The 26,708-nt window shown below is 73.9% G+C and carries 25 protein-coding genes and 1 pseudogene; 9 read left to right on the forward strand and 17 right to left on the reverse strand.

Annotated features, from left to right (window positions below):
* Window positions 1–141 precede the first annotated feature (141 nt).
* Entirely contained in the window at window positions 142–414 is a 273-nt protein-coding gene (locus tag AB0P03_RS37065) for a WhiB family transcriptional regulator (RefSeq protein ID WP_045702141.1), read from the reverse strand.
* A 622-nt stretch (window positions 415–1,036) separates the two neighbouring features.
* Here AB0P03_RS37065 and AB0P03_RS37070 point away from each other — a divergent pair.
* From AB0P03_RS37070 to AB0P03_RS37080, 3 genes and pseudogenes are all read left to right on the forward strand, one after another.
* Entirely contained in the window at window positions 1,037–1,660 is a 624-nt protein-coding gene (locus AB0P03_RS37070) for a cysteine dioxygenase family protein (protein ID WP_363633082.1), read from the forward strand.
* 92 nt (window positions 1,661–1,752) lie between these two features.
* Complete coding sequence (gene cofD / locus AB0P03_RS37075; RefSeq protein ID WP_363587598.1) at window positions 1,753–2,712, forward strand: 2-phospho-L-lactate transferase; 960 nt, start codon at window positions 1,753–1,755, stop codon at window positions 2,710–2,712.
* Window positions 2,713–2,737: 25 nt separating this feature from the next.
* Window positions 2,738–4,033: pseudogene (locus AB0P03_RS37080) on the forward strand (coenzyme F420-0:L-glutamate ligase); the annotation flags it as partial.
* A gap of 4 nt (window positions 4,034–4,037) precedes the next feature.
* Here the strand turns inward: AB0P03_RS37080 and AB0P03_RS37085 are convergent.
* From AB0P03_RS37085 to AB0P03_RS37095, 3 genes are read right to left on the reverse strand one after another with little or no spacing between them, the layout of a single operon-like run.
* Complete coding sequence (locus tag AB0P03_RS37085; protein WP_363633083.1) at window positions 4,038–4,307, reverse strand: type II toxin-antitoxin system RelE/ParE family toxin; 270 nt, start codon at window positions 4,305–4,307, stop codon at window positions 4,038–4,040.
* Entirely contained in the window at window positions 4,304–4,576 is a 273-nt protein-coding gene (locus AB0P03_RS37090) for a type II toxin-antitoxin system Phd/YefM family antitoxin (RefSeq protein WP_363587602.1), read from the reverse strand. Before AB0P03_RS37090 ends, AB0P03_RS37085 begins: the two co-directional genes overlap by 4 nt.
* Window positions 4,577–4,622: 46 nt before the next feature.
* The gene (locus tag AB0P03_RS37095) at window positions 4,623–5,540 is read right to left on the reverse strand and encodes a DNA-3-methyladenine glycosylase (RefSeq protein ID WP_107452921.1); all 918 of its coding nucleotides are present in this window, start codon (window positions 5,538–5,540) and stop codon (window positions 4,623–4,625) included.
* 54 nt (window positions 5,541–5,594) lie between these two features.
* Between AB0P03_RS37095 and AB0P03_RS37100 the strand changes: the two genes are divergently transcribed.
* Window positions 5,595–6,086: an SgcJ/EcaC family oxidoreductase gene (locus AB0P03_RS37100; RefSeq protein ID WP_363587604.1), complete on the forward strand. Its 492-nt coding sequence runs from the start codon at window positions 5,595–5,597 to the stop codon at window positions 6,084–6,086.
* A 19-nt stretch (window positions 6,087–6,105) separates the two neighbouring features.
* On the opposite strand, the gene AB0P03_RS37105 is transcribed toward AB0P03_RS37100, so the two are convergent.
* A complete protein-coding gene (locus AB0P03_RS37105; RefSeq protein WP_363587606.1) occupies window positions 6,106–7,218 on the reverse strand; it encodes an N-acetylmuramoyl-L-alanine amidase in 1,113 nt (370 codons plus the stop codon).
* 104 nt (window positions 7,219–7,322) lie between these two features.
* Here AB0P03_RS37105 and AB0P03_RS37110 point away from each other — a divergent pair, with 104 nt between their 5' ends.
* The 3 genes from AB0P03_RS37110 (at window position 7,323) to AB0P03_RS37120 (ending at window position 11,324) form a co-directional block, all read left to right on the forward strand.
* Window positions 7,323–8,114, forward strand: a complete 792-nt coding sequence (locus AB0P03_RS37110; RefSeq protein ID WP_363587608.1) for a TIGR03089 family protein — start codon at window positions 7,323–7,325, stop codon at window positions 8,112–8,114.
* 36 nt (window positions 8,115–8,150) lie between these two features.
* A complete protein-coding gene (locus tag AB0P03_RS37115) occupies window positions 8,151–9,476 on the forward strand; it encodes an LCP family protein (protein WP_363587610.1) in 1,326 nt (441 codons plus the stop codon).
* Window positions 9,477–9,668: 192 nt separating this feature from the next.
* Window positions 9,669–11,324 (forward strand): LCP family protein, encoded by a 1,656-nt coding sequence (locus tag AB0P03_RS37120; protein ID WP_363633085.1) that lies wholly within the window; start codon window positions 9,669–9,671, stop codon window positions 11,322–11,324.
* A 25-nt stretch (window positions 11,325–11,349) separates the two neighbouring features.
* Here AB0P03_RS37120 and AB0P03_RS37125 read toward each other — a convergent pair whose 3' ends face one another.
* From AB0P03_RS37125 to ssuE, 6 genes are all read right to left on the reverse strand, one after another.
* A complete protein-coding gene (locus AB0P03_RS37125; RefSeq protein ID WP_363633086.1) occupies window positions 11,350–11,964 on the reverse strand; it encodes an acyltransferase in 615 nt (204 codons plus the stop codon).
* Between the two features lie 97 nt (window positions 11,965–12,061).
* Window positions 12,062–13,102, reverse strand: coding sequence for a glycosyltransferase family 2 protein (locus tag AB0P03_RS37130; RefSeq protein WP_063349120.1), 1,041 nt, complete (start codon window positions 13,100–13,102; stop codon window positions 12,062–12,064).
* A gap of 236 nt (window positions 13,103–13,338) precedes the next feature.
* Window positions 13,339–15,339 (reverse strand): hypothetical protein, encoded by a 2,001-nt coding sequence (locus tag AB0P03_RS37135; RefSeq protein ID WP_363633088.1) that lies wholly within the window; start codon window positions 15,337–15,339, stop codon window positions 13,339–13,341.
* 153 nt (window positions 15,340–15,492) lie between these two features.
* Window positions 15,493–18,060 (reverse strand): FtsX-like permease family protein, encoded by a 2,568-nt coding sequence (locus AB0P03_RS37140; RefSeq protein WP_363633090.1) that lies wholly within the window; start codon window positions 18,058–18,060, stop codon window positions 15,493–15,495.
* Window positions 18,061–18,078: 18 nt separating this feature from the next.
* Window positions 18,079–18,846, reverse strand: a complete 768-nt coding sequence (locus AB0P03_RS37145) for an ABC transporter ATP-binding protein (protein ID WP_363633097.1) — start codon at window positions 18,844–18,846, stop codon at window positions 18,079–18,081.
* A 355-nt stretch (window positions 18,847–19,201) separates the two neighbouring features.
* Window positions 19,202–19,756 (reverse strand): NADPH-dependent FMN reductase, encoded by a 555-nt coding sequence (gene ssuE, locus AB0P03_RS37150; RefSeq protein ID WP_363587622.1) that lies wholly within the window; start codon window positions 19,754–19,756, stop codon window positions 19,202–19,204.
* Between the two features lie 930 nt (window positions 19,757–20,686).
* On the opposite strand from ssuE, the gene AB0P03_RS37155 reads away from it, so the two are divergent.
* Window positions 20,687–21,619, forward strand: a complete 933-nt coding sequence (locus AB0P03_RS37155) for an LCP family protein (protein ID WP_363587624.1) — start codon at window positions 20,687–20,689, stop codon at window positions 21,617–21,619.
* Between the two features lie 71 nt (window positions 21,620–21,690).
* On the opposite strand, the gene AB0P03_RS37160 is transcribed toward AB0P03_RS37155, so the two are convergent.
* A complete protein-coding gene (locus tag AB0P03_RS37160; protein WP_363587626.1) occupies window positions 21,691–22,248 on the reverse strand; it encodes a hypothetical protein in 558 nt (185 codons plus the stop codon).
* 225 nt (window positions 22,249–22,473) lie between these two features.
* Window positions 22,474–22,968: a peptidylprolyl isomerase gene (locus AB0P03_RS37165; RefSeq protein ID WP_363587628.1), complete on the reverse strand. Its 495-nt coding sequence runs from the start codon at window positions 22,966–22,968 to the stop codon at window positions 22,474–22,476.
* Window positions 22,969–23,120: 152 nt separating this feature from the next.
* Between AB0P03_RS37165 and AB0P03_RS37170 the strand changes: the two genes are divergently transcribed.
* Entirely contained in the window at window positions 23,121–23,513 is a 393-nt protein-coding gene (locus AB0P03_RS37170; RefSeq protein WP_363633092.1) for a MerR family transcriptional regulator, read from the forward strand.
* Between the two features lie 53 nt (window positions 23,514–23,566).
* Here AB0P03_RS37170 and AB0P03_RS37175 read toward each other — a convergent pair whose 3' ends face one another.
* The 4 genes from AB0P03_RS37175 to AB0P03_RS37190 form a co-directional block, all read right to left on the reverse strand.
* Complete coding sequence (locus AB0P03_RS37175; protein ID WP_363625811.1) at window positions 23,567–24,016, reverse strand: MarR family transcriptional regulator; 450 nt, start codon at window positions 24,014–24,016, stop codon at window positions 23,567–23,569.
* A gap of 86 nt (window positions 24,017–24,102) precedes the next feature.
* Window positions 24,103–25,695, reverse strand: a complete 1,593-nt coding sequence (locus tag AB0P03_RS37180; protein WP_363633094.1) for an alpha/beta hydrolase — start codon at window positions 25,693–25,695, stop codon at window positions 24,103–24,105.
* 121 nt (window positions 25,696–25,816) lie between these two features.
* Entirely contained in the window at window positions 25,817–26,470 is a 654-nt protein-coding gene (locus AB0P03_RS37185) for a class I SAM-dependent methyltransferase (protein WP_363633096.1), read from the reverse strand.
* Window positions 26,471–26,612: 142 nt separating this feature from the next.
* The coding region (locus AB0P03_RS37190; protein WP_157849844.1) for an acyl-CoA dehydrogenase family protein at window positions 26,613–26,708 on the reverse strand (96 nt) is incomplete at its 5' end.

Here is a 26,708-nt window from a genome sequence, read left to right on the forward strand (position 1 = left end):
GGATGGCGGCTTCGTCCGCGGTGCCGGTGCGGGACCGGTGAAGAGCCGGCAGGGAACACGAAAGCGCCCCACCGCCGCGGTGAGGCGCCCGTACTGCCGTGTGGTTGTCGAAGGGTCAGCGGGGGTCGGCGGCCGCCCCGGTCAGACCGCGCTCTTCTTGAGCCGGCGGCGCTCGCGCTCGGAGAGGCCGCCCCAGATGCCGAACCGCTCGTCATTGGCGAGGGCGTACTCCAGGCATTCCGAACGGACCTCGCAGGCGAGGCAGACCTTCTTGGCCTCGCGCGTGGAGCCGCCCTTCTCGGGGAAGAAGGACTCGGGGTCGGTCTGGGCGCACAACGCGCGCTCCTGCCAACCGAGTTCCTCTTCCTCCTCCGTGATGCCGTCACCGATCAACAGCTCAAAGAGCTCGCTCATGTGGCGCGCCTCCTCTGCCCCTACTTGGCGTCCCCGTGGTTGCCGTTGCCTCGTGCGGCCGACGACACGAGTGAAATTACAGTTGCGTCACTCTGGCTCAGTCAAGCCGAGCTCTGGTATTGGGGCGAGGATTCACTCCCCGGCACCAAGCCGTTACGAATAGTGTACATATTCGGACACATTGGACCTTCGATCCGAAAGCCCCGAACGGCGTCGAACCAGCCACAACCATTCGGCGAGTGACGCTCGGTCACCATCACAGGCCGGTCATCGCCCTGCCTTCCCGGCGATCTTCCCATCGAAACATAGAGCGTGATTTATCACCCCATCCGGGCAACTTCTTGGCGTAACCCCCTCGAATGCCGCATCCCTGTGTTTGACACCGGCCCCACGGATGCGGTCTCCTTTCCCCTATGTCAGAGTTCGCCAGCCCCCGGAGCGGTTCCACGCTCCGCCGTGCCGTGAGCTCTTGTTGTCGCCTCTGTTCCTGCTGTATCTAGGCGCCCGCGTCCCACCGCGCGCCGCCCCCAGGAAGCACAGAGGCCGCCCGCGATTCCCGTCCCAGGACATCCCGGATCCGGCTGATCCCCGACGAACAGCCGCCACTCCGAGGACGACTCCCGTGCGTATGACCCGTATCCGCAAGCGGAACCGCGACCGCAGCAAAATCGCCCGCCGAAGCCCCGCGCCCACCGCCCCCACCGCGCCCGCCCGGGGCTGGACCGACGGTCTCAGCGACGTCTCCATCGCCGGCGACCCGCTCGCCTTCCCGCACCTGGCCCGCACCGACCTGCCCCGCCACCCCACCACCGTGGCCGGCCACGCCCGGCTGATCCGCGAGATCGCCGCCGACCGCGCCCGCTGGGAACCCCTGGTCCGCTACGACGCGCTCACCCGCTGGTACGCCCGGCTGGAGACCGGCCCCGGCTACGAGGTCTGGCTGCTCAGCTGGCTGCCCGGCCAGAGCAGCGGCTTCCACGACCACGGCGAGTCCTCCGGCGTGATGACCGTCGTCCAGGGCGAGCTGATCGAACGCTCGCTCACCCGCGCCGGCGAGGGAGCCCGCACCCTGCGCCCCGGCGGGCAGCGGGTCTTCTCCTCCGGCTACCTCCACGAGGTGGTCAACGGCACGCTCGAACCCGCCGTCTCCATCCACCTCTACACCCCGGGCCTCACCGAGATGAACCAGTACGGCGGCACCGCCGTCCCCGAGCAGCACCCGCAGGCCCAGGCCGAGGCGCACTGAGCACCCGCCCACGTCGGCCCGGCCGTCGCACCCGCCGACGGCCGGGCCGGCGACCGGGCTGACGGGCAGTCGGACCGTGGCAGGATGAACCCATGCGCATCGTGGCACTGGCAGGCGGAATCGGCGGAGCGCGCTTCCTGCGCGGACTCCTCGCGGCGGTCGGACCGCAGGACGAGATCACCGTCATCGGCAACACCGGCGACGACATCCACCTCTACGGCCTCAAGGTCTGTCCCGACCTCGACACCGTGATGTACACCCTCGGCGGCGGCATCCACGAGGAGCAGGGCTGGGGCCGTACCGACGAGACCTGGTCGATCAAGGCCGAGATGAAGGAGTACGGCGTCGGCCCCGAGTGGTTCGGGCTCGGCGACCGCGACTTCGCCACCCACCTCGTCCGCAGCCAGATGCTCACCGCCGGCTACAGCCTCAGCCAGGTCACCGAGGCGTTGTGCGTGCGCTGGAAGCCCGGCGTACGGCTGCTGCCGATGAGCGACGACCGGGTCGAGACCCACGTGCGGATCACCGACGAGCAGGGCACCCGGGCGATCCACTTCCAGGAGTACTGGGTCAGGCTGCACGCCGCCGTCGACGCCGAGGCGATCATCCCGGTCGGCGCCGACACCGCGAAGCCCGCGCCCGGCGTCCTGGAGGCCCTCGCCGCCGCCGACGTCATCCTCTTCCCGCCGTCCAACCCGGTCGTCTCCATCGGCACCATCCTCGCCGTCCCCGGCATCCGGGAGGCCGTCGCCGCCGCCCCCGCCCCCGTCGTCGGGCTCTCCCCGATCATCGGCGGCGCCCCGGTGCGCGGCATGGCCGACAAGGTGCTCGCCGCCGTCGGCGTCGAGGCCACCGCGGAGGCGGTCGCGCTGAACTACGGCGCCGCACTCATCGACGGCTGGCTCGTCGACACCGCCGACCAGGCCTCGGTCGCCGCCGTCGAAGCCGCCGGGATCGCCTGCCGGGCCGTCCCGCTGCTGATGACCGACGTCGAGGCCACCGCCGAGATGGCCCGGGCCGCCCTCGCCCTCGCCGAGCAGGTGCGCAAGTGAGCGGGCGCGGGCGCAGCGGGGCGGGCGCATGAGCCTGCGGATCCTGCCGGTCGAGGGGCTGCCGGAGATCGACGCCGGGACCGACCTCGCCGCGCTGCTCGCCAAGGCCGGCGAGTACCAGGACGGCGACATCCTGATCGTCACCTCGAAGATCGTCAGCAAGGCCGAGGGCCGGCTGCTGCACGCCGCCGACCGCGAGGCCGCGATCGAGGCCGAGACCGTCCGGGTGGTCGCCCGGCGCGGCCACGCCCGGATCGTCGAGAACCGCAACGGCTTCGTCATGGCCGCCGCCGGCGTCGACGCCTCCAACACCGCCCCCGGCACCGTCCTGCTGCTGCCCGAGGACCCGGACGCCTCCGCCCGCGCCCTGCGCGGGCGGCTCCAGCAGCTCACCGGCCGCCGGCTCGCCGTCGTCGTCACCGACACCTTCGGCCGGCCCTGGCGCAACGGGCTCACCGACGTCGCCATCGGCGCCGCCGGGCTGTCCGTGCTGGAGGACCACCGCGGGCGCACCGACAGCCACGGCAACGAGCTGGCGCTCACCGTCACCGCCACCGCCGACGAACTCGCCGCCGCCGCCGACCTGGTGAAGGGCAAGACCAGCGGCGTGCCGGTCGCCGTCGTCCGCGGGCTCGGCCACCTCGTCACCGCCGAGGACGGCGACGGCACCCGGCCGCTGGTCCGCCCCGCCGTCGACGACATGTTCCGGCTCGGCACCTCCGAGGCGCTGCGCCGGGCCGTCACCCTGCGGCGCACCGTCCGCTCCTTCACCGACGCCCCGGTCGACCCCGGCGCCGTGCGCCGCGCCGTCGCCGCCGCCGTCACCGCGCCCGCCCCGCACCACACCACGCCGTGGCGGTTCGTCCTGCTGGAGACGGCGCGGGCCCGCACCCGGCTGCTCGACGCGATGCTCGCCGCCTGGCAGCGCGACCTGCGCGAACTCGACGGCTGGGACGACGCCCGGATCGCCCGCCGCACCGCCCGCGGCGACGTCCTGCGCGACGCGCCCTACCTGGTGGTGCCCTGCCTCGTCATGGACGGCTCGCACCACTACCCCGACCAGCGGCGCGCCGCCGCCGAACGGGAGATGTTCACCGTCGCCGCCGGCGCCGCCGTGCAGAACCTCCTGGTCGCCCTCACCGGCGAGGGCTACGGCTCCGCCTGGGTGTCGTCCACCATGTTCTGCCGCGACACCGTCCGCGCGGCCCTCGACCTCCCGGACGGCTGGGACCCGATGGGCGCCATCGCCGTCGGCCGCCCCGCCGAACCCCCGCGCGAACGCCCGGAACGCGACGCCGACGCCTTCGTCGAGGTGCGGTAGCGGTTCAGAGACCGCGATGGATCTCGCGGCGATTTCCAACGGCCACCACGAGGATCACCAACACGCCGTCGTGGATCTCGTAGGCCACGCGGTGGACGCCGACGCGGAGACGGTAGAGGCCGACGTGACCCGCCAGCATCTTGGCATCCGGGCCATCGACGTACGGGTCCTCGCCGAGAACGGTGAGTGCGGTGAGGATCCGCATCGCGTCGACCTGGCTGATGTCACGCAGCTGGCGCCTGGCATGCGCGGTGAAGCGGAACGCGTACTTCACGCAGCGCTCCCGGACGGGTCCCTGGGCGAGTCGAACAGGTCGGCCAGGAGCTCGGCCATGGTCACGGTGGGATCGTTCCGGTGCTGCTCGGCCTCACGGGCGAGCAGTTCGTCGGCGGCATCCTCGATGGCGTCGAGGATCTCGATCGGCACGACCGCTCCGACCCGCTCGCCCTTCCGAGTGATCACCGTGATCTCGCCGGCCTCGGCCTGGTTGACCACCTCGGCGATGTTCGCACGCAGTTCCCGGATGCTCAGTGCGTCAGTCACGCGTCGAGCGTACACACCGGCGTGTACACCGCACAGCGCTTCCGGCTCATCGCCGCCGGTGGTCGTTGGGGGTGAGGCGGGGGCCGTAGCGGGGGGCGTGGGGGGTGGTGGCCAGCAGGAGGCGGCAGAGGCGGTGGCGGTGCGGGCGGTAGGGCTCCAGCAGGGCGAGCATCTGGGCGTCGTCGCTGCGGGGGCGGCCGGCCAGGGCCCAGCCGACCAGGTTGGGCAGGTGGAAGTCGCCGACCGAGACCGCGTCCGGATCGCCGTTGCTGCGTTGCAGGGTCTCGGCGGCCGTCCAGGGGCCGATCCCCGGGACGGCGGTGAGCCGGGCGAAGGCCTCGGCGTGGTCCATCGCGGCGGCCTCCTCCAGCCGGGGCGCCAGCCGGACGGCGCGCATGACCGTCGCCGAGCGCTTCGGGTCCACCCCCGCGCGGTGCCACTCCCAGCTCGGCACCAGCGCCCACTCCCGGGCCGACGGCGCCACCCGCATGCCCTCGGCCGGGCCCGGCGCCGCGGTGCCGAAGTCCCGTAGCAGGGTGCGCCAGGCGCGGTAGGCCTCGTCGGTGGTCACCTTCTGTTCCAGGATCGCCGGGACGAGGGACTCCAGGACCAGCCCGGTGCGGGTGAGGCGGACCGCGGCGGTGCGGCGCTGGGCGTCCCGCAGCGGGCCGGGCGGCAGCACCAGGGCCTCCGGGTCGTCCTGCGCGCCCAGCAGCACCGGCAGCCGCTCCAACAGCCACGGCGCACCCGGGCCCCAGGCGGTCGCCTCCACCTCGCCGGCGGCCGGGCGCGCCAGCACCCGCAGCGTGCCGATCCCGGCCGGGGTCCGGGACGCCCGCCAGAGCGCGCCGTCGCCGGTGGTGCGGTACGCCGGGTCGGCGGGGCCCCGGCGCAGCGGCAGCAGCGTCCGGGCGACGTCCAGCGGGAAACCCGGCCGCCAGCGCCGTACCGACTCGCCCGTCACCGCCGCGCACCTCCTCCGCTGTCCGGCTCCACCGCCTTCGTCGACCATGGGGATATGAACGATACGCGGCTGCCGGAGCTGTCCTCCGGGGACGAGAGCGCGGTGCGGGCGCTGTACCACCGGGCGCTGGACGGGTGGAACCAGCGGGACGGTTCGGCCTTCGCCGGGCCGTTCGCCGAGGACGGGGAGGTGATCGGCTTCGACGGCACCCGGCACTGCGGGCGGTCGGTGATCGCCGCCGAACTGGGGCGGCTCTTCGCGGACCACGCGACGCCGGAGTACGTGGCCAGGGTGCGCCGGGTCCGCGCGCTGGGGCCCGGGGTGGCGCAGCTGGACGCCGTCGCGGGGCTGGTGCCGGACGCCGCGGAGGACCTGGACCCGGCGCTCAACGCGGTGCAGACGGTGATCGCGGTGAACGCCGGGGCGGGCTGGCGGATCGGACTGCTGCAGAACACGCCGGCGCGCTACGACCTCCGGCCGGACCTGGCGGCGGCGTTGACGGCGGAGCTGCGGGGGCTGGTCGGGCGGGGGCCCGGGCCGGCGTAGGGCGGTGCGGTGCGGCGCGTCAGGGGGCCTGGAGGTGGGCCGCGGCCGTGCGGAGGGCGGGGAGCCGGGCGTAGAGGGCGTTGCCGGGGCATTCGGTGTTGAAGGCGTCGCGGTGGCCGGAGACGGCGTCGAAGTCGACGACGGTGCCCTTGGGGTAGCGGCTGGCGTCGGAGGCGGAGGTGAGCTTGGTGCGGCCGTCGGCGGGGTGGCCGGCGAGGCCGAGCTTCCAGCCTGCGATGGCGGCCAGGCCGTCCAGGAGGGGCTGGGGCGGGGCGTCGCCGACGTAGGTGCCGATGGCGGCGACGCCGGCCGAGTCGGTGTTGAAGCCGAGGGTGTGGGCGCCGTGGACGGGCAGGTCGACGCCGCCGGCCCGGCCCTCGTAGACGGTGCCGCAACGGTCGACCAGGAAGTTGTAGCCGATGTCCCGCCAGCCGCTGCTCTGAACGTGGTACTGGTAGATCGACCTGATCACCCGGGGGGCGTCGGAGCAGGCGTAGTCGGTGGCGGTGGCGGTGTGGTGGATGAACACCTCGTGGACCGGGCCGGTGTACTCGAAGGTCCGGTCGCGCAGGGACTCGTCCGCGCCCCAGCCGGCCCGGGCGACGATGGCGGGGCGCGGGGCCTGGCGGCCGTCGGCGGGGCGGCGGGGCAGGACCCGGGCGGCGGGCGAGGGCGCGCCCTGACCGGGGTCGACCAGGTCGAGCCGCAGGCCGGGCGGGGGCCCGGCGGGGCCGGGACGCACCTCGACGGCGACGCCGTCGCTGCGGCCCGTCCACAGGGGCGCGGTGGCGCCGCGCGGGGCGCGGTCGGGGCCGTCCTCGGTGTCGGCCTCCAGGTCGTGCCAGTCGCCCCAGCGGCCGGTGGCCGCGTCCCGGGTGCGGACCCGGACGGCGCCGCCGGCCAGCGCGTCCGCCGGGCCGTCCCAGCCGACGCCGAGGAGTTCGAACGGCCGGGTGGTGCGCGGGGCCAGGGCGGGGCCGGGGCCGAGCGGCAGCGAGGTGACCGACCCGCCGCCGGCGGAGCCGCGGCGCCGGGCGCCGTCGGGGTCGGCCGGGCCGGCGGTGGCGGCGGGCTGGAGGAGCAGGGCGACGGTGCAGCCGGCGAGCACGGCGGCCGGGAGGGAAAGGCGCATAAACCGGATGGTGGCGGCAAATCGGGCCGCTCGCCACGTCGCCTCGCGCCCGGTCCGCCACCCCTCCCGACGGCCCACTCGAAGGCCGTAGGCTGGGGCGCACCATGACTGCGCATTTCGCTGCCGATGCCCGCACCCCCGTCGAACTGCTGCACGCATATCTGCGAGGCGGCACGCCCACGGTCGATCCCGCGGCCCCGCTGGTCACCTTCTACGACGACGCCACCGGCGAACGGGTGGAGCTGTCCGCCCGGACCTTCGACAACTGGGTGGCCAAGACGGCCAACCTCCTCCAGGACGAGTTGAACGCCGGCCCGGGCGACCGGGCCGTACTGCTGCTCCCCGCCCACTGGCAGAGCGCCGTCTGGCTGCTGGCCTGCTGGTCGGTCGGGGTGACGGCGGTGCCCGGCGGCGACCCGGCCGACGCCGACCTGGTGGTCAGCGGTCCGGACGGACTGGCGGCCGCCCAGGCCTGCGAGGGCGAGCGGGTGGCCCTGGCCCTGCGCCCGCTCGGCGGACGCTTCCCGCAGCGCCCCGACGGCTTCCTCGACTACGCCGCCGAGGTGCCCGGCCAGGGCGACCGCTTCGCGCCGTACTCGCCCGTCGCCCCGGACGGCCACGCGCTGGAGACCGCCGTGGACGGGCTGCCGCTGAAGCTGACCGGCGAGCAGACCGTCGCGCTGGCCCGGGAGGGGGCCGCCCGGCTCGGGCTCAAGCCCGGCGACCGGGTGCTGTCCACCCTCTCGTTCGACGACTGGACCGGTCTGGAGGCCGGTCTGCTGGCGCCGCTGGCGGCCGGCGCCTCGGTGGTGCTGTGCCGCAACTCGCAGGGGCTCGAACCCGAGCAGTGGGAGAAGCGGACCGAATCCGAACGGGTGACACTGCGCCTCGGGTAACCCCCGGGTCGGACCGGGCGGGTAGGGATCCCTGCCATGGCCGAGGACGACACCGCGCACCTCCCGACCGACCCGCCCCCGACGGATGCGCACCCTTCCGAACCCGAACGCCCGCGTCGGCGCCGGCGGTGGCTGATGATCACCGCCGGCGTCGTCGCGTTCCTGCTGGTCGCCACCGGGGCACTGCTCTGGATCGCCTACCGCAAGCTGGACGGCAACATCCGCACCGACTCGGCCACCGACCGGTTGCTCGCCCGACTGGAGGCCGAGCGGCCGAGCCGGACCGCCGGGGCCAAGGGCTCCGAGAACATCCTGCTGATCGGCAGCGACGACCGCTCCGGCACCAACTCCTCGTACGGCGGCGAGCCGGGCACCCAGCGCTCGGACACCACGATCCTGCTGCACCTGGCCGCCGACCGGAAGCACGCGACGGCGGTCTCCCTCCCGCGCGACGTCATGGTCACCGTCCCCGTCTGCGAGAAGCCGGACGGCACCCGCAGCAAGGCCGGGCTGATGCAGTTCAACTGGGCGTTCGAGATGGGCGGCGCGGCCTGCTCGATCCGCACCGTCGAGCAGCTCAGCGGCATCCGGATCGACCACTACGTGATCCTCGACTTCAACGGCTTCAAGACGATGGTGAACGCGATCGGCGGGGTCGAGGTGTGCGTCCCGCAGGCGATCCACGACAAGGACGCCAGACTCGACCTGCCCGCCGGGCGGCAGACCCTGCACGGCGAGCAGGCACTCGGCTACGTCCGGGCCCGGGAGAGCCTGGGCGACGGCAGCGACACCCAGCGGATGGGCCGTCAGCAGCAGTTCCTGGCCGCGCTGATCCGCAAGGTGCAGTCGCAGGGCGTGCTGCTGAACCCGGCGCGGCTGTGGCCGGTGCTGGACGCGGCCACCTCCTCGGTCAAGGCGGACGGCGGGCTGTCCTCGCTCGGGGCGCTGTACGACCTCACCCAGGACCTGCGGGACATCCCCTCGGCGGACGTGGTGCTCCTGACCGCGCCGCGCCGCCCGTACCGGTACGACTCGGACCGGGACGAGTTCGTGCAGCCGCAGACCACCCAGCTGTTCACCGCGCTGCGGGACGACCGGTCGGTCGCCGTCCGGCCGCCCGGTTCGGCGCCGTCGCCGAGCGCCTTCGCCGGGGCGGGCGTCGGGGCCGGGGCGGGCGTCGGGGCCGGGGCGGGTGCGAGCCCGAGCCCGGTGGCGACGGGTGCAGGTGCGGGCGCGGGGTCGGACGGGGCGGCCGGGGCCGTGGGGGCTGCGGGGGCACCGGCGAAGGCGTCACCTTCGGCGGACGCCTCGCCCACCTTCGAGGGACGCACGGCCGACGTGGACGCCTGCGCGCAGCACTGACCGCGGCTGCGCCGCAGGTCGGCACGGGTTTTCCGGAAATCCCGCACACCCAGGGAACTTTACCCGGCCATTACCTGAACATGGCGCAGATCACACCGGCGCGATTCCGCCGTTCGGCTCGTCTAGTGTGTCCGGATCGGCCCGCCGAACGGGCGAGCCGGAGCCGTGACCGGTCGGAGGTAGGGAACCCCCGTGCAGCAGGACAAACCGGAGGTCGATCCCGCCGACCAGTGGACGCGCGACCCGGAAACCGGCCAGTACCGCCTCGACCCGGCCGCCGGAATCCCCGGGCAGCGCCGCCGGACGGCCGAACGGAGAGCCGCCGAGGAGACGCCGGCCACCGAGTCCGGGACCGGGACCGCCGGCACCCCCGGGCCGGGCCGCCGCGACTCCCGGCGCCGGGCGGCCGCCGCCGCCAAGCGGACCCGGCGCCGCCGGGCGCTCAAGTGGACCGCCGGGGCCGGCGCCCTGGTGATGGTCGCGGGCTGCGGCGGGGCGTACTACCTGTACCAGCACTTCAACAGCAACCTGACCTCCGTCAAGGTCCAGCTGGGCAACGAGGAGGAGCGGCCCAAGGCCGCCGGGGACGCGCTCAACATCCTGGTGCTGGGCACCGACAGCCGGCAGGGCCTCGGCCGCGACTACGGCGACGAGGGCAGCGCCGGGCACGCCGACACCACGCTGCTGTTCCACATCTCCAAGGACCGCTCCAACGCGACCGCGATCAGCATCCCGCGCGACCTGATGGTGCCGATCCCGGAGTGCCAGAGCAGCAACGGCAAGAAGATCCCCGGCTCCGCGCGGGACATGTTCAACAACAGCCTCGGCCAGGAGGGGCGCGACCCGGGCTGCACCTGGAAGACCGTCGAGAAGATGACCGGGATCCGGGTCGACCACTTCGTGCAGGTCAACTTCGAGGCGGTGAAGACGCTGTCCAGCGCCGTCGGCGGGGTCGAGGTCTGCGCGGCCAAGGACATCAACGACACGGACTCGCACCTGAAGATGAGCAAGGGCCGGCACGTGGTCCAGGGCGACGAGGCGCTGGCCTTCGTCCGCACCCGGCACGCCGTCGGCTTCGGGGGCGACCTCACCCGCATCCCGCTCCAGCAGCAGTTCATCAGCTCGATGATCCGCAAGATCAAGAGCGACGACACCCTGACCAGCCCGAGCAAGCTCTACAAGCTCGCCGACGCCGCCACCAAGGCGCTCACCGTGGACTCCGGGATCGGCAGCGTCGACAAGCTCAAGGACCTCGCGCTGGACCTCAGCAAGGTCGACACCAAGAACATCACCTTCGCCACCGTGCCGGTCCTGGACGACCCCAAGGACAAGGACCGGCTGGTGCTCAAGCAGCCGGACGCCGGGCAGCTGTTCTCGATGGTCGCGGGCGACCGCTCGCTGACCGAGACCGCCGCGCCCGCCGACGCCGCCACGGCCGCACCGGAGACCGCGGCGGCGGCCCCGACCGCCGCCGCCCCGACGGTGGACCCCAAGGACGTCCGGGTGACGGTGCGCAACGGCAGCGGGACGCGCGGACAGTCGGGGCCCACCGTGGACAAGCTCCGCAGCAAGGGCTTCGCCAAGGCCACGACCGCCCCCGACGCGCCCGTCACCGCGACCACCGCGGTGTCCTTCCCGGCCGGGCAGGACGCCGCGGCCGCCGCCCTGGCCGCCGCGCTCGGCCTGCCGGGCGACGCCGTCCGGCCGGACCCGAAGGCGGATCCGAAGGGCCCGCTGGTGCTGGTGCTGGGCAAGGACGTCCTCGCCGCTCCGGCGGCGGCCCCGACCGAGGCACCGAAGGACCTCCAGCGGGTGCAGGCGGACGACACCGACGCGTGCGCCAAGTAGGACGTGTGCGCCGAGTGGTCAGGCCCTACGCCGGCGCGAGGGTTCCGTCCGTCTCCCGGTAGTGCTCGCCGGTGCGGGGGCAGTGCCAGCGGCCGTCGCCGGCGGGCTCCAGCGGCTCGCCGGCGCGGCCGACCCAGCCGATCCGGCGGGCCGGGACGCCGGCGGCCAGGGCGAAGTCCGGGACGTCCCGGTGGACCACCGCGCCGGCCGCGACCAGCGCCCAGCGGCCGACCGTCACCCCGGCGACCAGGACCGCCCGGCCACCGATCGAACAGCCCTGACGGAGCGTCACTCCTTCGGCGCGCCAGTCCTGTTGACACTTGGGCCGACCGTCCGGGGTCACCGCGCGGGGGTGGCGGTCGTTGGTGAGGACGGCCGCGGGGCCGATGAACACCCCGTCCTCGACCAGCGCGGGCTCGTACACCAGCGCGTGGTTCTGCAGTTTGACCCGGTCCCCGATCCGGACGCCTGGGCCGACGTAGGCGCCGCGGCCGATCACGCACTCGGCGCCGATCACCGCGTCCTCGCGGACCTGGGCGAGGTGCCAGACCGTCGTCCCCGCGCCGATGACGGCCCGTTCGTCGACGTCCGCGCTCGGCTCGATCCGGGCCGCGCCGGGCCCACCCTCAACTGTCGCCATGCGCACCGACGATAGCGGTGCGGGCTCGACTCTCAGGGTTCGTCCGACAATTCGCGCGCCCGGCGGAAATTGTCGGACAAACCCTGCCGGGTCGGCGTCAGCTCGCCCTGGAGAGCACGTCCTTGGCGGCCGGTCCGACGCTGCCTATCACCCGGCGGGCCAGTGAGCGGGGCGAGGTGAGGAAGCCGAAGCCCCAGCTGAGGTGCATGGTGGCGAGCGCCACCGGCAGCATCGCCCTGGCCTTGAAGGACAGGCCGCGGCCGCCGACCAGCCCGCCGCCGAGGATGCCCAGCAGGTAGGCGCCGGGCACCGCGAGGAGGGCCGGGTGGACGGCGACGCCCAGCACCAGCCCGAGGGTGACGGCCAGCAGGGCGGTCGGCGGGGCCAGGTAGCGGAGGTTGACCGAGCCGCGGTGGTAGCGGGTGACCACCCGGCGCCAACGGCCGTAGTCCTTGTACTGCTTGGCCAGCGCCTTCACCGACGGCCGGGGCCGGTAGGTCACCTTGAGCTGCGGGGTGAACCAGACCAGCCCGCCGTCCTGGCGGATCCGGTAGTTGAGCTCCCAGTCCTGGGCGCGGATGAACTCCTCGTTGTAGCCGCCGAGCTTCTCCAGCACCTCGCGCCGGAACACCCCGAGGTAGACGGTGTCCGCCGGGCCGGCCAGGCCGCCGGTGTGGAAGGCGGCGTTGCCGACACCGATCTTGGAGGTCATCGCGGCGGCGACCGCGTTCTCCCACTCGGTCTCGCCCTCGGCGTGCATGATGCCGCCGACGTTGGCGGCGTCCATCTCGTCGAGCAGCCGGACCGCGGTGGTGATGTAGCCGGGGGTGAGCAGGCCGTGGCCGTCCACGCGCACCACTATCGGATGGCGCGAGCCACGGATCGCGGCGTTCAGCCCCGCGGGGGTGCGACCGGTGGGATTCGGCACGGTCCGTACCCGCGGGTCCTCCGCCACCAGTTCGGCCGCGATCTCCGCGGTCCGGTCGGTGGACGGACCGAGGGCGATCACCACCTCCATCGGCCCGGGGTACTCCTGGTCCAGGATGCGCCGGACCGCCGTCCGCAGGTGTCGTTCCTCGTTGAGCACCGGCATGATCACGGAGACAGCCGGCAGCTCCTCAGCAGCCTTGGTGTTCATCGGGGCCAACCGTACCGGTGCGGACACGTCTCCGTCTTGTCCCGGTCCGGGCCGCTGCACGCAGCCCGCGACGCCCGGTTGAGCTCCTTGATCACGCCCACCGTACTCCGCTCCCCGTACGGGCCCGCAGCCGGGTCGGAACGGGCGGTTTCCGGAGGACGGGACGGAGCCCGGGAGGGCGCCCCCGGCGGGGTTCGGCGGTGGCCGCGCGGGTTCGGTGCAGGTTCGGCGCAGGTTCAGAGCAGGTGGTGAACGATGGTGAAGAGCGCGTAGCCGGCCAGCGACAACCGGTTCAGCAGGTGCTGCGGGCCGCCCAGCCGGTCCGGCAGCGACCGGTGCGGGCGCAGGTCCGGCCGGTGGGCGGCGGTCGCGACGGCCCGGGCCAGCTCCACCGGGTCGTAGCGGTCCCCGAAGTGTCCGGCCAGCCAGGCGGCCGGGCGGCTGCCGACGGTGACCTCCTCGCCCGAGCGCAGCTGGACGGTGAGCAGGTTGCGGTGGACCGCGGCCGCGTTGATCTCCTGCCACCGGAAGGTCCGGGTGCGCAGCGCGGTGGCCATCCGCAGGCCGTCCCGGTCGACGACCATCTGCCAGGAGAGGGTGCGGCCGCAGGCGAGGATCGCCACCGTGCCGGTCAGGAGCGGGTGCACCAGCCCGCCCCACCAGCCGCTCCTGCCGAGCAGCGCGACGAGGCCCGCGAGCAGCAGTGCGGGCACCGGACCGGCCACCGCCCGCAGCGGCAGCGGCATCTCCCAGCGCCGGGCGGGCACCGGTTCGGCGTCCGGCCCGGCCGCGGGGGCGGCGGCCACCGTCCCCGCTGTCAGGGCGGCGACGGCCAGTTCCCGCTCCCGGTAGCCCTCGGTGCGCCGGCCCGACCGTGGGGCCCGGGCGGCGGGGGCGACCACGGCCGCCACCCAGCGCGGGTCGTGGTCCAGCAGTCCGGGGCGGACCAGGAGCTGCTGCTCCGGCCCGTCGGGCCCCCGGTACAGCACGGCCGGCACGCTCCGGCCGGCACGGGCGAGCCAGGCGGCGGCCTGCTCCGGGGTCAGCCGGTCGAAGACGTCCCCGAGCTCCTCCTCTTCCTCGTCGTAGGAGACCTCGAGATCGAGGTGGTCTGCGTCGTCGTCCTCGGTCTCCAGGTGTTCGGGCACCCAGGCCGGCCCCTCGCCGCCCGGGGCGCCGTAGCGGGCCCAGCGGTAGCGGTCGCCCTCGACCAGCCGCCAGAGCGCGGGGCCGTCCGGCGGGCCGTCCAGCGGCTGCACCAGCAGGTCGCCCCGGGCGTCGGCGCGGACCCGGACGGCGAGGGCGGGCGCGGAGCCCGCGAAGGAGGGCCGGGAGCGGCGGGCGTTCGCGGTGGCGGCCGAGCCGAGCAGCAGCAGGCCGGGCAGGGCGAGCAGGCCGCCGGCGGTCAGCGCGCCGGTGAGGTCGTAGTCGTCGCCGGCGGCGCGGACGGCGGCGCCGTCCACCAGCAGCGGGACGGCCTCGCCGGGCTGCGGCGGCCGGGCCCACCAGACGTCCAGCCGGGCGGTGCGTTCCGGGCCGCCGCCGGGCGGGTGGAAGCGGACGGTCAGGACGCCGTCCTGGTCGGTGTCGCCCGCGGTGCCGGTGACCTGGTCGGCCCGTTCGGCGCTCGCCTGCTGCCGGGCCTGTCCCCACAACCCGTACAGCGGGAACGCCAGGGCGGCGGCGAGCAGCAGGCCGCCGAGCGCGCGGCGCAGCACCGGCGGGCCGTCGGGGTGGACGGGTGAGGGCGCTCCGGCGGCGGTCCAGGGGAAGGGGACGGGCGGGGCCATCAGTTCGTCGAGCTGCTGGCGGGCGCGGCGGCGGCCGAGCTCGGCGCCGATCAGCGCGGCGGAGAGCAGCAGGTGGACCAGGACGGCCGTCCAGCGGCCGAGCGGGGTGACCAGGCCGTGCGGGGCGTACCAGAGCACCGCGAGGACGGCCGGCGGGACCAGCGCCCGGCCGCGGAACCGGCCGGCCAGCAGGACCACTTCGGCGAGCACCGACCAGGCGGCCAGCGAGGAGCCCCAGGTGTCCCGGCAGACGCCCTGGACGTTGCAGTCACCGGGGGTCGGCTCCACCGCGGTGGCCAGGACGACGAAGGCGGCCGGCAGCAGCGCCGACCAGCGGCTGTCCAGGCGCCAGGCGGTGCGGGCGGCGCGCCAGCGGGTGGCAGCGGCGGCGGTGAGGGGCGCGGCGCTGGGCAGCGGCGGGGCGTCCGGGGTATCCGGGGCGAACATCGGACGATCATCTCAGTCGGCCGGGGGCGGCCCGTGCCGCAGGGGCCGGGTGCTGCCCGCACCCGGCCCCTGCCCCCGTTCCCCCCTCGGCGGCCCGCGCCGCCCGGTCGGTCCGTCGTGACGGCTGCGGTCGGTCCGTCGCGACGGCCCCGGTCAGTCCGTCGCGATGGCCGCGAGGACGTTCATCCGCCCGGCCCGGAAGGCCGGGACGAGGGCGGCGACCAGTCCGATCACCACCGAGGCGACCAGCGTCACCGCGAGCGTGGTGGTCGGGACGGAGAGCGTGGCCAGACCCTGGTCGCGCAGCACCCGCTGGGCGGTGACGCCCCAGGCCAGCCCGAGCCCGGTGCCCAGGACCGCGCCGAACACCGAGATCACCACGGCCTCCAGCCGGATCATCCGGCGCAGCTGGCGGCGGGAGAGCCCGATCGCCCGCAGCAGGCCGATCTCCCTGGTCCGCTCGACCACCGACAGCGCCAGGGTGTTGACCACCCCGAGCACGGCGACCGTGATGGAGAGGCCGACCAGGCCGTAGATCAGGTAGAGCAGGGTGTTGACCTGGGACTGCACGACCTCCTTGTAGCCGGCCTGGTCCTTGATGGTCAGCTGCGGGTACTCCTTGAGCGCGCCCTCCAGGGCGGTCAGCGTCTTCGCGACGTCGGCTCCGGAGGAGGCCTTGGCGAAGAACGTCCAGACCGGCGGCTGCTCGGTGGCGGGCACGGCCTTGGCCATGGTGTCGAAGTCGACGAAGGAGCCGTCGCCGAACAGCGAGCCCTTCGCGAACACGGCGCCCACCGGCAGCACCTGGGTGCGGCCCTTGCCGTAGGCGACGGTCACCTGGTCGCCGACCTTCAGGCCGTGGTCCTTCGCGAAGGCCTCGCCGATCCCCAGCTCGCCCCGCCCGATCGCGTCCACCGAACCGGCGGTGACCGGGAGGTGGAAGTCGGTGCCGAAGAAGGCGGGCGGCGCGGCGGTGAGGTTGGTCTTCACGCTCCGGCCGTCCGGCAGCTGGAGCTTGGGGCTGAAGAACTTCTGGGTGGTGACGTGGTCGATGCCCGGGGTCCGGCGGACGGCGTCCAGCATCTCGGGGGTGATCGAGGTGCGGCCGCCCTGGACGATGTAGTCCGCGCCCACCGACCGGTCGATCTGCGCGTTGGCCGAGGTGACCGTCGAGGCGCTGAACACCGAGGAGCCGATCACCAGCGCCAGTCCGATCATCAGCGCGGCGGCGGTGGCCCCGGTACGACGCGGGTTGCGCATCGCGTTGCGCTGGGCGAGCCGGCCGGACGGACCGAACAGCGCCGGCAGCAGCGCGCCCGGCACCCGCACCACGGCGGTGGCCAGCAGCGGGCCGAGCACCACGAAGCCGACCAGGGTGAGCAGCACGCCGAGACCCAGGTACTGGCCGCCGGTGGCCGCCTTCTCCGCCTGCGCGGCCAGCACCAGCAGACCGCCGCCGCCCGCCGTCAGGACCAGGCCGACCACCGTGCGGACCAGGTTGGCGCGGCCCTCGGCCGGCGTGCCGTGGTCGCGCAGCGCGGCCATCGGCGCGATCCGGCTCGCCCGGCGGGCCGGGACCCAGGCCGCCACCAGGGTCACCACGATGCCCAGGGCGTACCCGGCGAGGAACACCGTCGGACCGATCTTCAGGTCGCCCGCGTCGAGCTTCATGCCGATCGCGTTCATCAGCTTGATCAGGCCGACCGCGATGCCCAGACCGGCCGCGACCCCGAGGGTCGAGCCGAGCACGCCGAGAATCAGCGCCTCGACCAGGACCGAGCGGTTCACCTGCCGGCGGCTGCCGCCGATGGCGCGCAGCAGGCCGATCTCCCGGGTGCGCTGGGCGACCAGCATCGAGAAGGTGTTGATGATCAGGAAGCAGCCGACGAACGCCGAGATGAGCGAGAAGCCGAGCATCGCGTTCTTCATGAAGCCGAGGCCGCTGCCGATGCTCTTGGTGTTCTCGTCCTTCTGCTCGGCCGCGGTCTTCACCTGGTAGCCGGCGCCCAGCTTGGCCAGGGCGTCGGCCTTGAGCCGGTCGTTGCCGCGGCTGCCGTCGCCGAACGCCTCGACCGAGGTGTACGCCTGCTCGCCGAGCAGCACCTGCTGGGCGGTCGGGGTGTCCAGGAAGGCCAGCGCCGCACCGGGGTTGGTGGTGGTGAAGGAGGCGATGCCGGAGATCGTGAACTCGTGCCGGCCGTCGGCGTTGTCGACCCGGAGCTTGGCGCCGAGGCCGAGCCCGGCCTTCTTCGCGGTGTCCGCGTCCAGCACCGACTCGCCCGCGTTCTGGGGAGCGTGACCCTGGGTGAGGTGCACCGCGCTGCGCGGGGTCTCGGTCCAGTTGCCGACCAGGGTCGGCGCGCCGGACGTCGGGCCGACCAGCTTGTTGGTGGCCGGGTCGACCAGGGTCGCGTTCTCGACCATGACCTGGCCGACCGCCGACTTCACCCCCGGCACCGCGGCGACCTGCTGCGCGGCCGCCACCGGGACGGTCCGCGGCTTGTCGGAGGCCTGCTGGTCGTCGTCCTCGGCCGGCTTGGGCGGCTGGACGGAGACGTCGGAGGCGGTCGCGGCGAACAGCTTGTCGAAGGTACTGGTCGCGGTGTCGGAGAAGACCAGGGTGCCGGAGACGAACGCGACCGACAGCATCACGGCGATCAGGGAGAGCGCCATGCGGCCCTTGTGGGCGAAGAAGCTCCGCAGAGCGGTCTTGAGCAGCATCTGTCCCGTCCCGCCCGCTCAGCTGGTCCGCTTGCCGTCGAAACGGCGCATGCGTTCGAGGACGGAGTCGGCGGTGGGCGCGTGCATCTCGTCGACGATCACGCCGTCGGCGAGGAAGAGCACGCGGTCCGCGTAGCCCGCGGCGACCGGGTCGTGGGTCACCATCACGATGGTCTGGCCCAGTTCGTCGACCGAGCGGCGCAGGAAGGTGAGCACCTCGGCGCCGGCCCGGGAGTCCAGGTTGCCGGTGGGCTCGTCGCCGAAGATGATCTCGGGCCGGGCGGCCAGCGCCCGGGCCACCGCGACGCGCTGCTGCTGGCCGCCGGAGAGCTGCGCCGGGCGGTGCTTGAGCCGGCCGGCCAGGCCGACGGTCTCCACCACCTGGTCCAGCCAGGCCTGGTCCGGCCGACGGCCGGCGATGTCCATCGGCAGCGTGATGTTCTCCAGCGCGGACAGCGTCGGGAGCAGGTTGAACGCCTGGAAGATGAAGCCGATCTTGTCCCGGCGCAGCCTGGTCAGCTGCTTGTCCTTGAGGCCGGTGATCTCGGTGTCGCCGATCCAGATCCGCCCGTCGCTGACCGTGTCCAGGCCGGCCAGGCAGTGCATCAGGGTCGACTTCCCGGAGCCCGACGGGCCCATGATCGCGGTGAAGCGGCCACGCTGGATGTCGACGTCCACCGCGTCGAGCGCGGTGACCCTGGTCTCGCCCGCGCCGTACGCCTTGCTGACCTGACGGGCCGCGGCGGCGACGGCGGGTGCGCCGCCGGGAAGGTGGGGGTCGTACACGGCTGTGGCTGCCGTCGTCACTGGAGTCTCCTAAGAAGTGGGCCCGACCGTCGACCCCGGCCGGCCCTCCGTGCGCGGGCATGCCGCAGGACGCGGGCATGGCGCGGGAAGGGTCGTCGACCGGGAGTTGACCCCACCCACCGGGCCCGGCGGGCGCCGGCTCCCGGGAGAACCTCGCCCCTCGTCGGCACGAGCGGGGACGTCCACAACGTTAGGAGCAACGGCGGGCGCGCTCGTCATCCGCCGGAATGAAGCCGTCCAACCAAGGATCTACGGGGCGCGGCACCCCCTCCCCCTAAGGGGTGCCGCGCCCCGTCTCGGGGACGCCCCGTACGGGGCCCGGGCCCCGGGTTCCTCAGCCGGTCAGCGCCGGTACGGCCAGCCGCTCCAGGGCCTGCGCGAAACCCTCCACGACCGGGGCCAGCAGGGCGTCGGTCTCGCGCTCGACCAGGGTCGTCCCGTCCTCCCCGGTGGTGATGTGGCGGTCGAGCACGAACCAGCCCTGGGTGATGTGGCCGGCGCCCATCGAGCTGAGCACCGGGCGCAGCGCGTAGTCCACCGCCAGCACGTGCGCGGGCGAGCCGCCGGTGGCCAGCGGCAGGACGGCCTTGCCGGCCAACGCGTACTGCGGGAGCACGTCCAGCAGGGCCTTCAACAGGCCCGAGTAGGCGGCCTTGTAGACGGGGGTGCCGATCACGACGCCGTCCGCCCGGGCGAACAACTCGGTCACGGCGACGATCTCCGGGTGGTCGAAGTCGCCCGACAGCAGCGCGTGCGCGGGCAGGCTGCGCGCCTCGAACGGGACGACGTGGTGGCCGCGGGCCTCCAGCCCGGCGTCGACGTGGCGCAGCAGGCGGGTGGTGCGGGAGGTGGCGGACGGGGAGCCGGAAACGGACAGGACGGTGGCCATGGGGTTCACCTTTGGCTGGAAGCGGGGGCGGCGCCACGCGGCGCAGGAGGACCGCTGCGGGTCGGAGCCCTGGAAGGTGTTTCGACGTGCTCGACGTGCTCGACGTGCTCGACGCGTTCGACGCGTTCGACGCGTTCGAGGTGAGGTGCTCGGCGCGGGTGGGGTGACGCCGAGGTGATCCGGTGGGCGCGCTTCAGCCGCGACAGAGCGAACAGGCCACACCACGCCGCAGGTCGACGTGCCGCCGACGCGTGAGTGCCCAACGCTGATCCATACCCGAAATGCAAACACGCTGCGTTCGAGCCGGTCAAGAATCGTTTCGCCAGTTGAACGGCGGGTGACGTGACGCGTGGTGACCGGGCTCACGTCGACCCGGCGCCCGCGCCGCCCGTCCCCACCGTCGTACGGCGGCGCGGAAGTTGCGGCGGAACGATCCGACCCGTGCATCAAAACTGCTACAAGCGACCTGGTGGAGTACCCCGGGGGGAGTCAGCACGAGCGGGGTCGGGCATCCTCGACGACATGAACACGTGGCAGGAGGGCCGCCCGGGAGGCGGCGGGAACCCGTACCGAGACGGGAACCCGTATGGGGGCGGCGGCAACGGCGGCGCGTACGGGCGCGGCGGGGGCGGCGCGGCGGCCGAACCGCCGCTGCCGTCGTCGATGAACCCGCGCGGGCCGGGTGCGCCCGCGCCACGACAGCCGGAGCCGTCCCGGCTCGGCGGCGTCCCGCCGCAGGGTCCGGGCGGGCAGCCGGCCGTCCGCCCCGGTGGGCCTGGGGGCCCCGGCGGTCCTGGCGGTCCCGGTGGTCCCGGACGACCGGGTGGGCCCGGGGGGCCGGGCGGCGCCCAGCCGGGCGGTATACAGACCAAGCGGTGGCCGCGGCGCCGGATCGTCAAGTGGTCGGTCTTCGGCCTCCTGATCGCCGTCATGGTCACCGCCGTCTCGACCTGGTTCTGGGCCGACTCCAAGCTCAACCACGAGAACGTGCTCGCCGACTACCCCGGCCGCCCGCCGGCCGGCAAGGGCACCAACTGGCTGATCGTCGGCTCCGACAGCCGCCAGGGCCTCACCGACTCGGAACAGGACGACCTGCACACCGGTCACGACACCGAGGGCAAGCGCAGCGACTCGATGATGATCCTGCACGTCGGGGACAACGGGAACACCCTGATGAGCATCCCGCGCGACTCCTGGGTGCCGATCCCCGAGTACAAGAGCAGCAGCGGCAAGACCCTCAAGGGCACCACCTCGAAGATCAACTCGGCCTTCGGCAACGGCGGCGGCCGCCTCCTCGTCCAGACCGTCGAGCTGAACACCGGCATCCGCATCGACCACTACGCCGAGATCGGCTTCGCCGGCTTCGTCGGCATCGTCGACTCCATCGGCGGCGTCGAGATGCACATCGACCAGGACCTCAAGGACAAGGACTCCGGTCTCGACCTCAAGGCCGGCGACCAGACCCTCAGCGGCAAGCAGGCCCTCGCCTTCGTCCGCCAGCGCCACCAGATGGCCGACCAGGACCTCGGCCGGATGCGCAACCAGCAGAAGTTCCTCGGCGCCCTCGCCCACCAGGCGGCCTCCCCCGGCACCGTGCTGAACCCGTTCACCTTCTACCCGCTGGTCGACTCCGCCCTCGGCACCCTCATCGTCGACGACGACGCCGGCCTCACCGACCTCGGCTCGCTCTTCCTCGCCATGAAGGACGTCAACGGCGGCGGCGGCAAGACCCTGACCGTCCCGATCGGCAACCCGGACTACCGGACCAAGACCGGGGAGTCGGCGGTGCTGTGGGACGCCGCCAAGTCCAAGCAGGTCTTCGACGCCTTCAAGAACGACACCGCGGTACCGGACATCAAGTAGCCCGTCGTGACGTGAAGTGGCCACGCCGACACCATGGGTGGATGTCGGCCCGGGCCGCGGGCCGCGGTCGCCTAACCCGCCTGCGGGAGCAGGCCGGTGCCGCACTCGGGGAAGCGGACCAGCCACTCCCCCTCGCCGCCGGCGGCCTCGGTGGCGCCCGCGTAGCCGTAGTGGATCAGCCGCCCCTCGCCGCCCGCCAGCCAGCGGGCGCCGGTCAGGTGCACGGTCAGGGCCGCCGGGCGGTGCGGGTCGGGCCGTTCCAGCACCAGTTCGTGCTCGGCCTCGCCCGGCCGGAAGGCCACCGCGGTCTCCGTGGCCGGCCGGCGCGGGCTGCCGCCCTCCCGGTACGTCCAGTACGCGGCCACCGTCACGGTGAGCGCGCCGTCCACCCCGCCGGTGCCCGGCCGCACGTACTCCTCGTCCGGCACCCAGCGCGAGTGGTGGCGGATCTCCTCCGGCCCCCAGCGCTCGTCCCAGCGCACCCAGTAGCCCGCCACCCGCTTGACCGTCATGACCTCGCAGGCGACCCGCACCGCGATCCGCGCCGGATTGACCGGCTCGCACGAGGCCAGCGAGACCACCGTCACCTGCTCGTACGTCACCGCGCCGTCGTCGGCGTCCTGTTCCATCGGTGAACCACCTTGCCGGAGTGTCGAGTTCGCCGCGGCTCCGACCGCGCACGGAGAGCCTAGAGCGACCGGGTCGGCACACGGAGTGATTGCGCGGTTCCGGCCCGCCCGCCTGCTCACCGGGCTACCCTGCCCCCGGACACGCCACCGCCCCGGAGCGGGAAGTCGGCTGATCGGACTTCCCCGGCCGGGGCGGTGTGCGGTTTCGAACTGATGAACCGGTGACTACTCGACGATGCCGGACTTGGCGATGGTGACCTTCGCCGAGGTGCGGCCGCTCTGCGAGCCGAGCTTCTCGACCGCCGTCACGACGTCCATGCCCTCGACGACCTCGCCGAAGACGACGTGCTTGCCGTCCAGCCAGTCGGTGACGATGGTGGTGATGAAGAACTGCGAGCCGTTGGTGTTGCGGCCGGCGTTGGCCATCGACAGCAGGCCCGGGCGGGTGTGCTTGATCTTGAAGTTCTCGTCGGCGAACTTCTCGCCGTAGATGCTCTTGCCACCGGTGCCGTTGTGGTTGGTGAAGTCACCGCCCTGCAGCATGAACTGCGGGATCACGCGGTGGAAGCCGGAGCCCTCGTAGCCGAAGCCGTTCTGGCCGGTCGCGAGCTCGCGGAAGTTCCGGGCGGTCTTGGGGACGACGTCGTCGTACAGCTTGAAGACGATGCGGCCCGACGGAACGCCGTCGATCTCGATGTCGAAGAAAACGTTGGAAGCCATGCAGGGATCATGGCACGACCCGTCGGCCGACGCGCGTCACCCCCGGCCCGCCGCCGGGTGGCGTCCCCGTGTTATCCGGCCGGCGCGAGGACCGCGGAAGCTACCATCGCCGTCGGGTTCAGGCGTTCGGTCACGGCGACGGGGTGGACGGCATGCGGATCGGTGAACTGGCCAGGCGGACGGGCGTGAGCGAGCGCTCGCTGCACTACTACGAGCAGCAGGGCCTGCTGGTCGCCCGGCGGACCGACGGCGGGCACCGGGAGTACCCGGAGCCGGCGGTGGACCGGGTCGTGCTGATCCAGGAGCTGTTCGCGGCCGGGCTGCACAGCCGCACGATCTACAAGATCCTCCCCTGCATGCGCGACTCCGACGGCGGCCCGAACGAGATCGCCACCCCGCTGCTGGTCGAGGAGCTGGCCTCCGAACGGGACCGGATCGACCGGATGATCACCGACCTGCTCCGCTCCCGCGAGGTGCTGGACGAGGTGATCGCGACCGCCTCCGGCCGGCCGCGGGCCGGGGCGGCGGAGGCCGACGCGGTGTAGCCGAGACGGCGGAGGCCCGAGACCGCGGAGGCCCGGGGCTCAGGGCTCAGGGCTCAGGCCTTCAGCTTGCGCCAGACCGCCTCCAGGGCCGCGATGTCGCCCTCGTCGAGCCGGTCGGTGAAGACCGGCGCGAGGACGGCCCGCCGGGTGGCGTCGGCCTCGGCGAAGGCGGCGCGGCCCTGCCCGGTCAGTTCGATCCGCACCGACCGGGCGTCGGAGGCGGAGGGCGTGCGGGCCACCAGGCCGCGTGCGGCCAGGGCGTCGACCACCCGGGAGACCTGGCTGCGGCTGAGCATCGTCTTCGCGCCCAAGTCGGAGGCGGCGACCGGCTCCTGCTGCCCGTTGAGCCAGAGCATCACCTCGAACCAGGACAGCGACAGCCCGTGCACCCTGGTGAGCTCGCGGTCCACCTGGGCGGCGAGGGTGGTGCCGGCCCAGACCAGGCCGTAGAAGGCGTGGTCCTGCTCGGACAGCGGGCCCAGGGAGAGGTCGGCACGGTTCATGACGTTCATCGTACCGAGGTGCGTGCGCGTGCACGGACTCCGCGCACGCGCACGACTCCGGCGGCTGCACCGCCAGAGCGTCCTGGCTAGAACGCCTGGTGGTCCGGCTCGCAGACCGTGCCGGGCGGCGGGAGTTCACCGCTGACCAGGTACCGCTGCTCGCGGTCCCAGGCGCAGGCGCTCGGGTTGCCCAGCGCCGTGTGGCCGTAGCCGTGGACGGTCAGCAGGCGGCCGCGGGCGAGGGTGTCGGCCAGCGCGCGGGACCCTTCGTAGGGCCAGGCCGGGTCGCCGGTGAGGGCCACGACCAGGATCGGCGCGGAGGTCGGCCGGTTCCACGGGCCGGTGTAGCGGTCCCGGGCGGCCTCGGCCGGCCAGGCGGCGCAGCGCTGGTTCTGCCAGACCAGGTACGGGCCGGTGGCGCCCGCACGGGCCCGGACGAGGGCGGACAGCGCCGGGTACGTGGTGTCGGCGGCCGGGTCGGCACCGGAGACGGGCGGGTTGACGGTGTCGGCGCAGAGCGCCCCGAGGGTCTGCGCCTGCTTGGGCTGGCCGCCGGTCGGCAGCGGCGCCGAGGCGTCCGGGGCGGCGGTCCACAGCTGCTGGAGCAGTCCGCCCAGCGCCGGCCAGCCGGTGCCGGGGGCGTTCGGCACCGGGGTGGCGGCGTAGAGCATCGGCAGGACGGTGGAGGCGGTGGAGGCCTGGTCGAAGGTGACCGCCGCCGGCGGGGTGCCGAGCGTCACCGGCGTCCGGCCCAGCCGGTCGAGCAGTTCGGCGAACTTGGCGCGGGTGGCGTCCCGGTCCGCCGCCGCGAAGGCGCAGGCGGCGGGGCCGGCGTCGGCGCACTGGTCGAGGAAGGCGTCGAGGGTGCGGACGCCGGCGAGGTCGCTGCCGGTGCGCAGGAACGGCGGCAGGGCGCGCTGCTGCGGCGAGCGCCCGGTGGACCAGGCGACCGGGTCGGGGGCGCTGTCCAGCACCATCGCACGCACCCGGGTCGGGAAGAGGTTGGCGTAGGTGGCGCCCAGGTAGCTGCCGTACGAGGTGCCGAGGTAGCTCAGCCGGCGGTCGCCGACGGCGGCGCGCAGCAGGTCCAGGTCGCGGGCCGTGTCGGCGGTGGACAGGTGGGCGAGCAGGCCGGTCCGCTCGTTGTCGGCGCACTGGCGGCCGAAGCGCGCGTACGTCGTCGCCCAGGCCGACTCCTGGGCGGCGCCGACCGGGTAGCCGGCCGGCAGCCCGGCGAGCAGGCCCTGCTCGGCCGCCGCGTCCGGGAAGCACTGCGGCACGGTGGAGCCGCCGACGCCGCGCGGGTCGAAGCTGACCAGGTCGAACCGCTCCCGCACCTGCTCCGGGAGCATCCCGTACACGGCGGGCAGCGCCTGGGTGCCGGGCACGCCCGGGCCGCCGGGGTTGAAGAACAGCGAGCCGATCCGGTGCGCCGGGTCGGTCGCGGGGTGCCGGATGACGGCCAGCTCGACGGTGCGCCCGGCCGGGTCGCGGTAGTCCATCGGCACCGTGGCGCGGGCGCAGTCGAAGTCCGGTACGCAGGACCGCCAGTCCAGCCGGGGCACCGGCGCCGCGAGGGCATCCGCCGCCGCGGCGGCCGGGGCGAGACCGGCCAGCAGCAGCCCGGTGGCCGCGGCGGCGCCGGTTCTGAGGGCGGAGGTGAGGCGGGGTCGGGACATGGACGGGTCTCCCGTTCGGCGGACTGACGTGCAGTCACTAAGGCTCGGGGCGACCGCTGCCAGACCTCTCACATCCCACCGGCACCACTGTCAGGCCGCTGTCACCGCCGCCCCGCGCGGCTCAGGCGGGCTTGCGGGCCAGCAGGTAGGCCTGCGGGGTCGGCTGCACGCCCTCCTCCGGCTCCCGGAGCGTGCGGGAGGTGAGCCGCAGGCCGGCCGCGCGGACCAATTCCGCGATCCGGTCCGGCTGCTGGCGGCGGAAGTCCAGCGCCACCGGGTGGCCGAAGGGCTGGTCGATCCGCAGGGGCTCGTCACCGACCTGGAAGGCGAGCAGCAGGTGGCCGCCCGGGGCGAGCACCCGCGCGAACTCGGCGAACACCTCCGGCAGGCGCTCCGCCGGGGTGTGGATGATCGAGTACCAGGCGACCGCGCCGGTCAACTCGCCGTCCCGCAGCGGGAGGTCGAACAGCGAACCCTCGGTGAAGTCCAGCCCGGGGTACGTCGCGCGGGCCAGCTCGACCATCCTCGGCGACAGGTCGATGCCGCGGACGTCGAGGCCGAGGCCGTGCAGGTGGTGCGTCACCCGGCCTGGGCCGCAGCCCAGTTCGGCTGCCAGTCCGTCGGCGCGCTCGGCACGGACCAGCTCGACGAAGGCCGCGAGCACCGCCCGGGACAGCGGTTCGCCGGCCAGTTCGTCGCGGAAGCGGTCGGCGTAGTCGACGGCGATGGCGTCGTAGAACGCCCTGGTCGTGGCGAGGAAGTCCGGCTCGGTCATGGTCCGGCACCCTACTCGTCACCGCCGGGCCTGGCGCGCGGCCGGCTCCAACTCCCGCTCCGCCACCGTCTGGTCGCCGCTCGTCTCGCCGGTCGGCGTCGACGAGCAGGCGCCAGAGGCCGGAGCGGGGGCGGTCGTCCGGCTACGGCAGGTTGCGGGCCATGACGATGCGCTGGACCTGGTTGGTCCCCTCGTAGATCTGGGTGATCTTCGCGTCCCGCATCATCCGCTCCACCGG

The organism is Kitasatospora sp. NPDC088779 (genome assembly GCF_040685395.1).
Taxonomy (GTDB): Bacteria; Actinomycetota; Actinomycetes; order Streptomycetales; family Streptomycetaceae; genus Kitasatospora.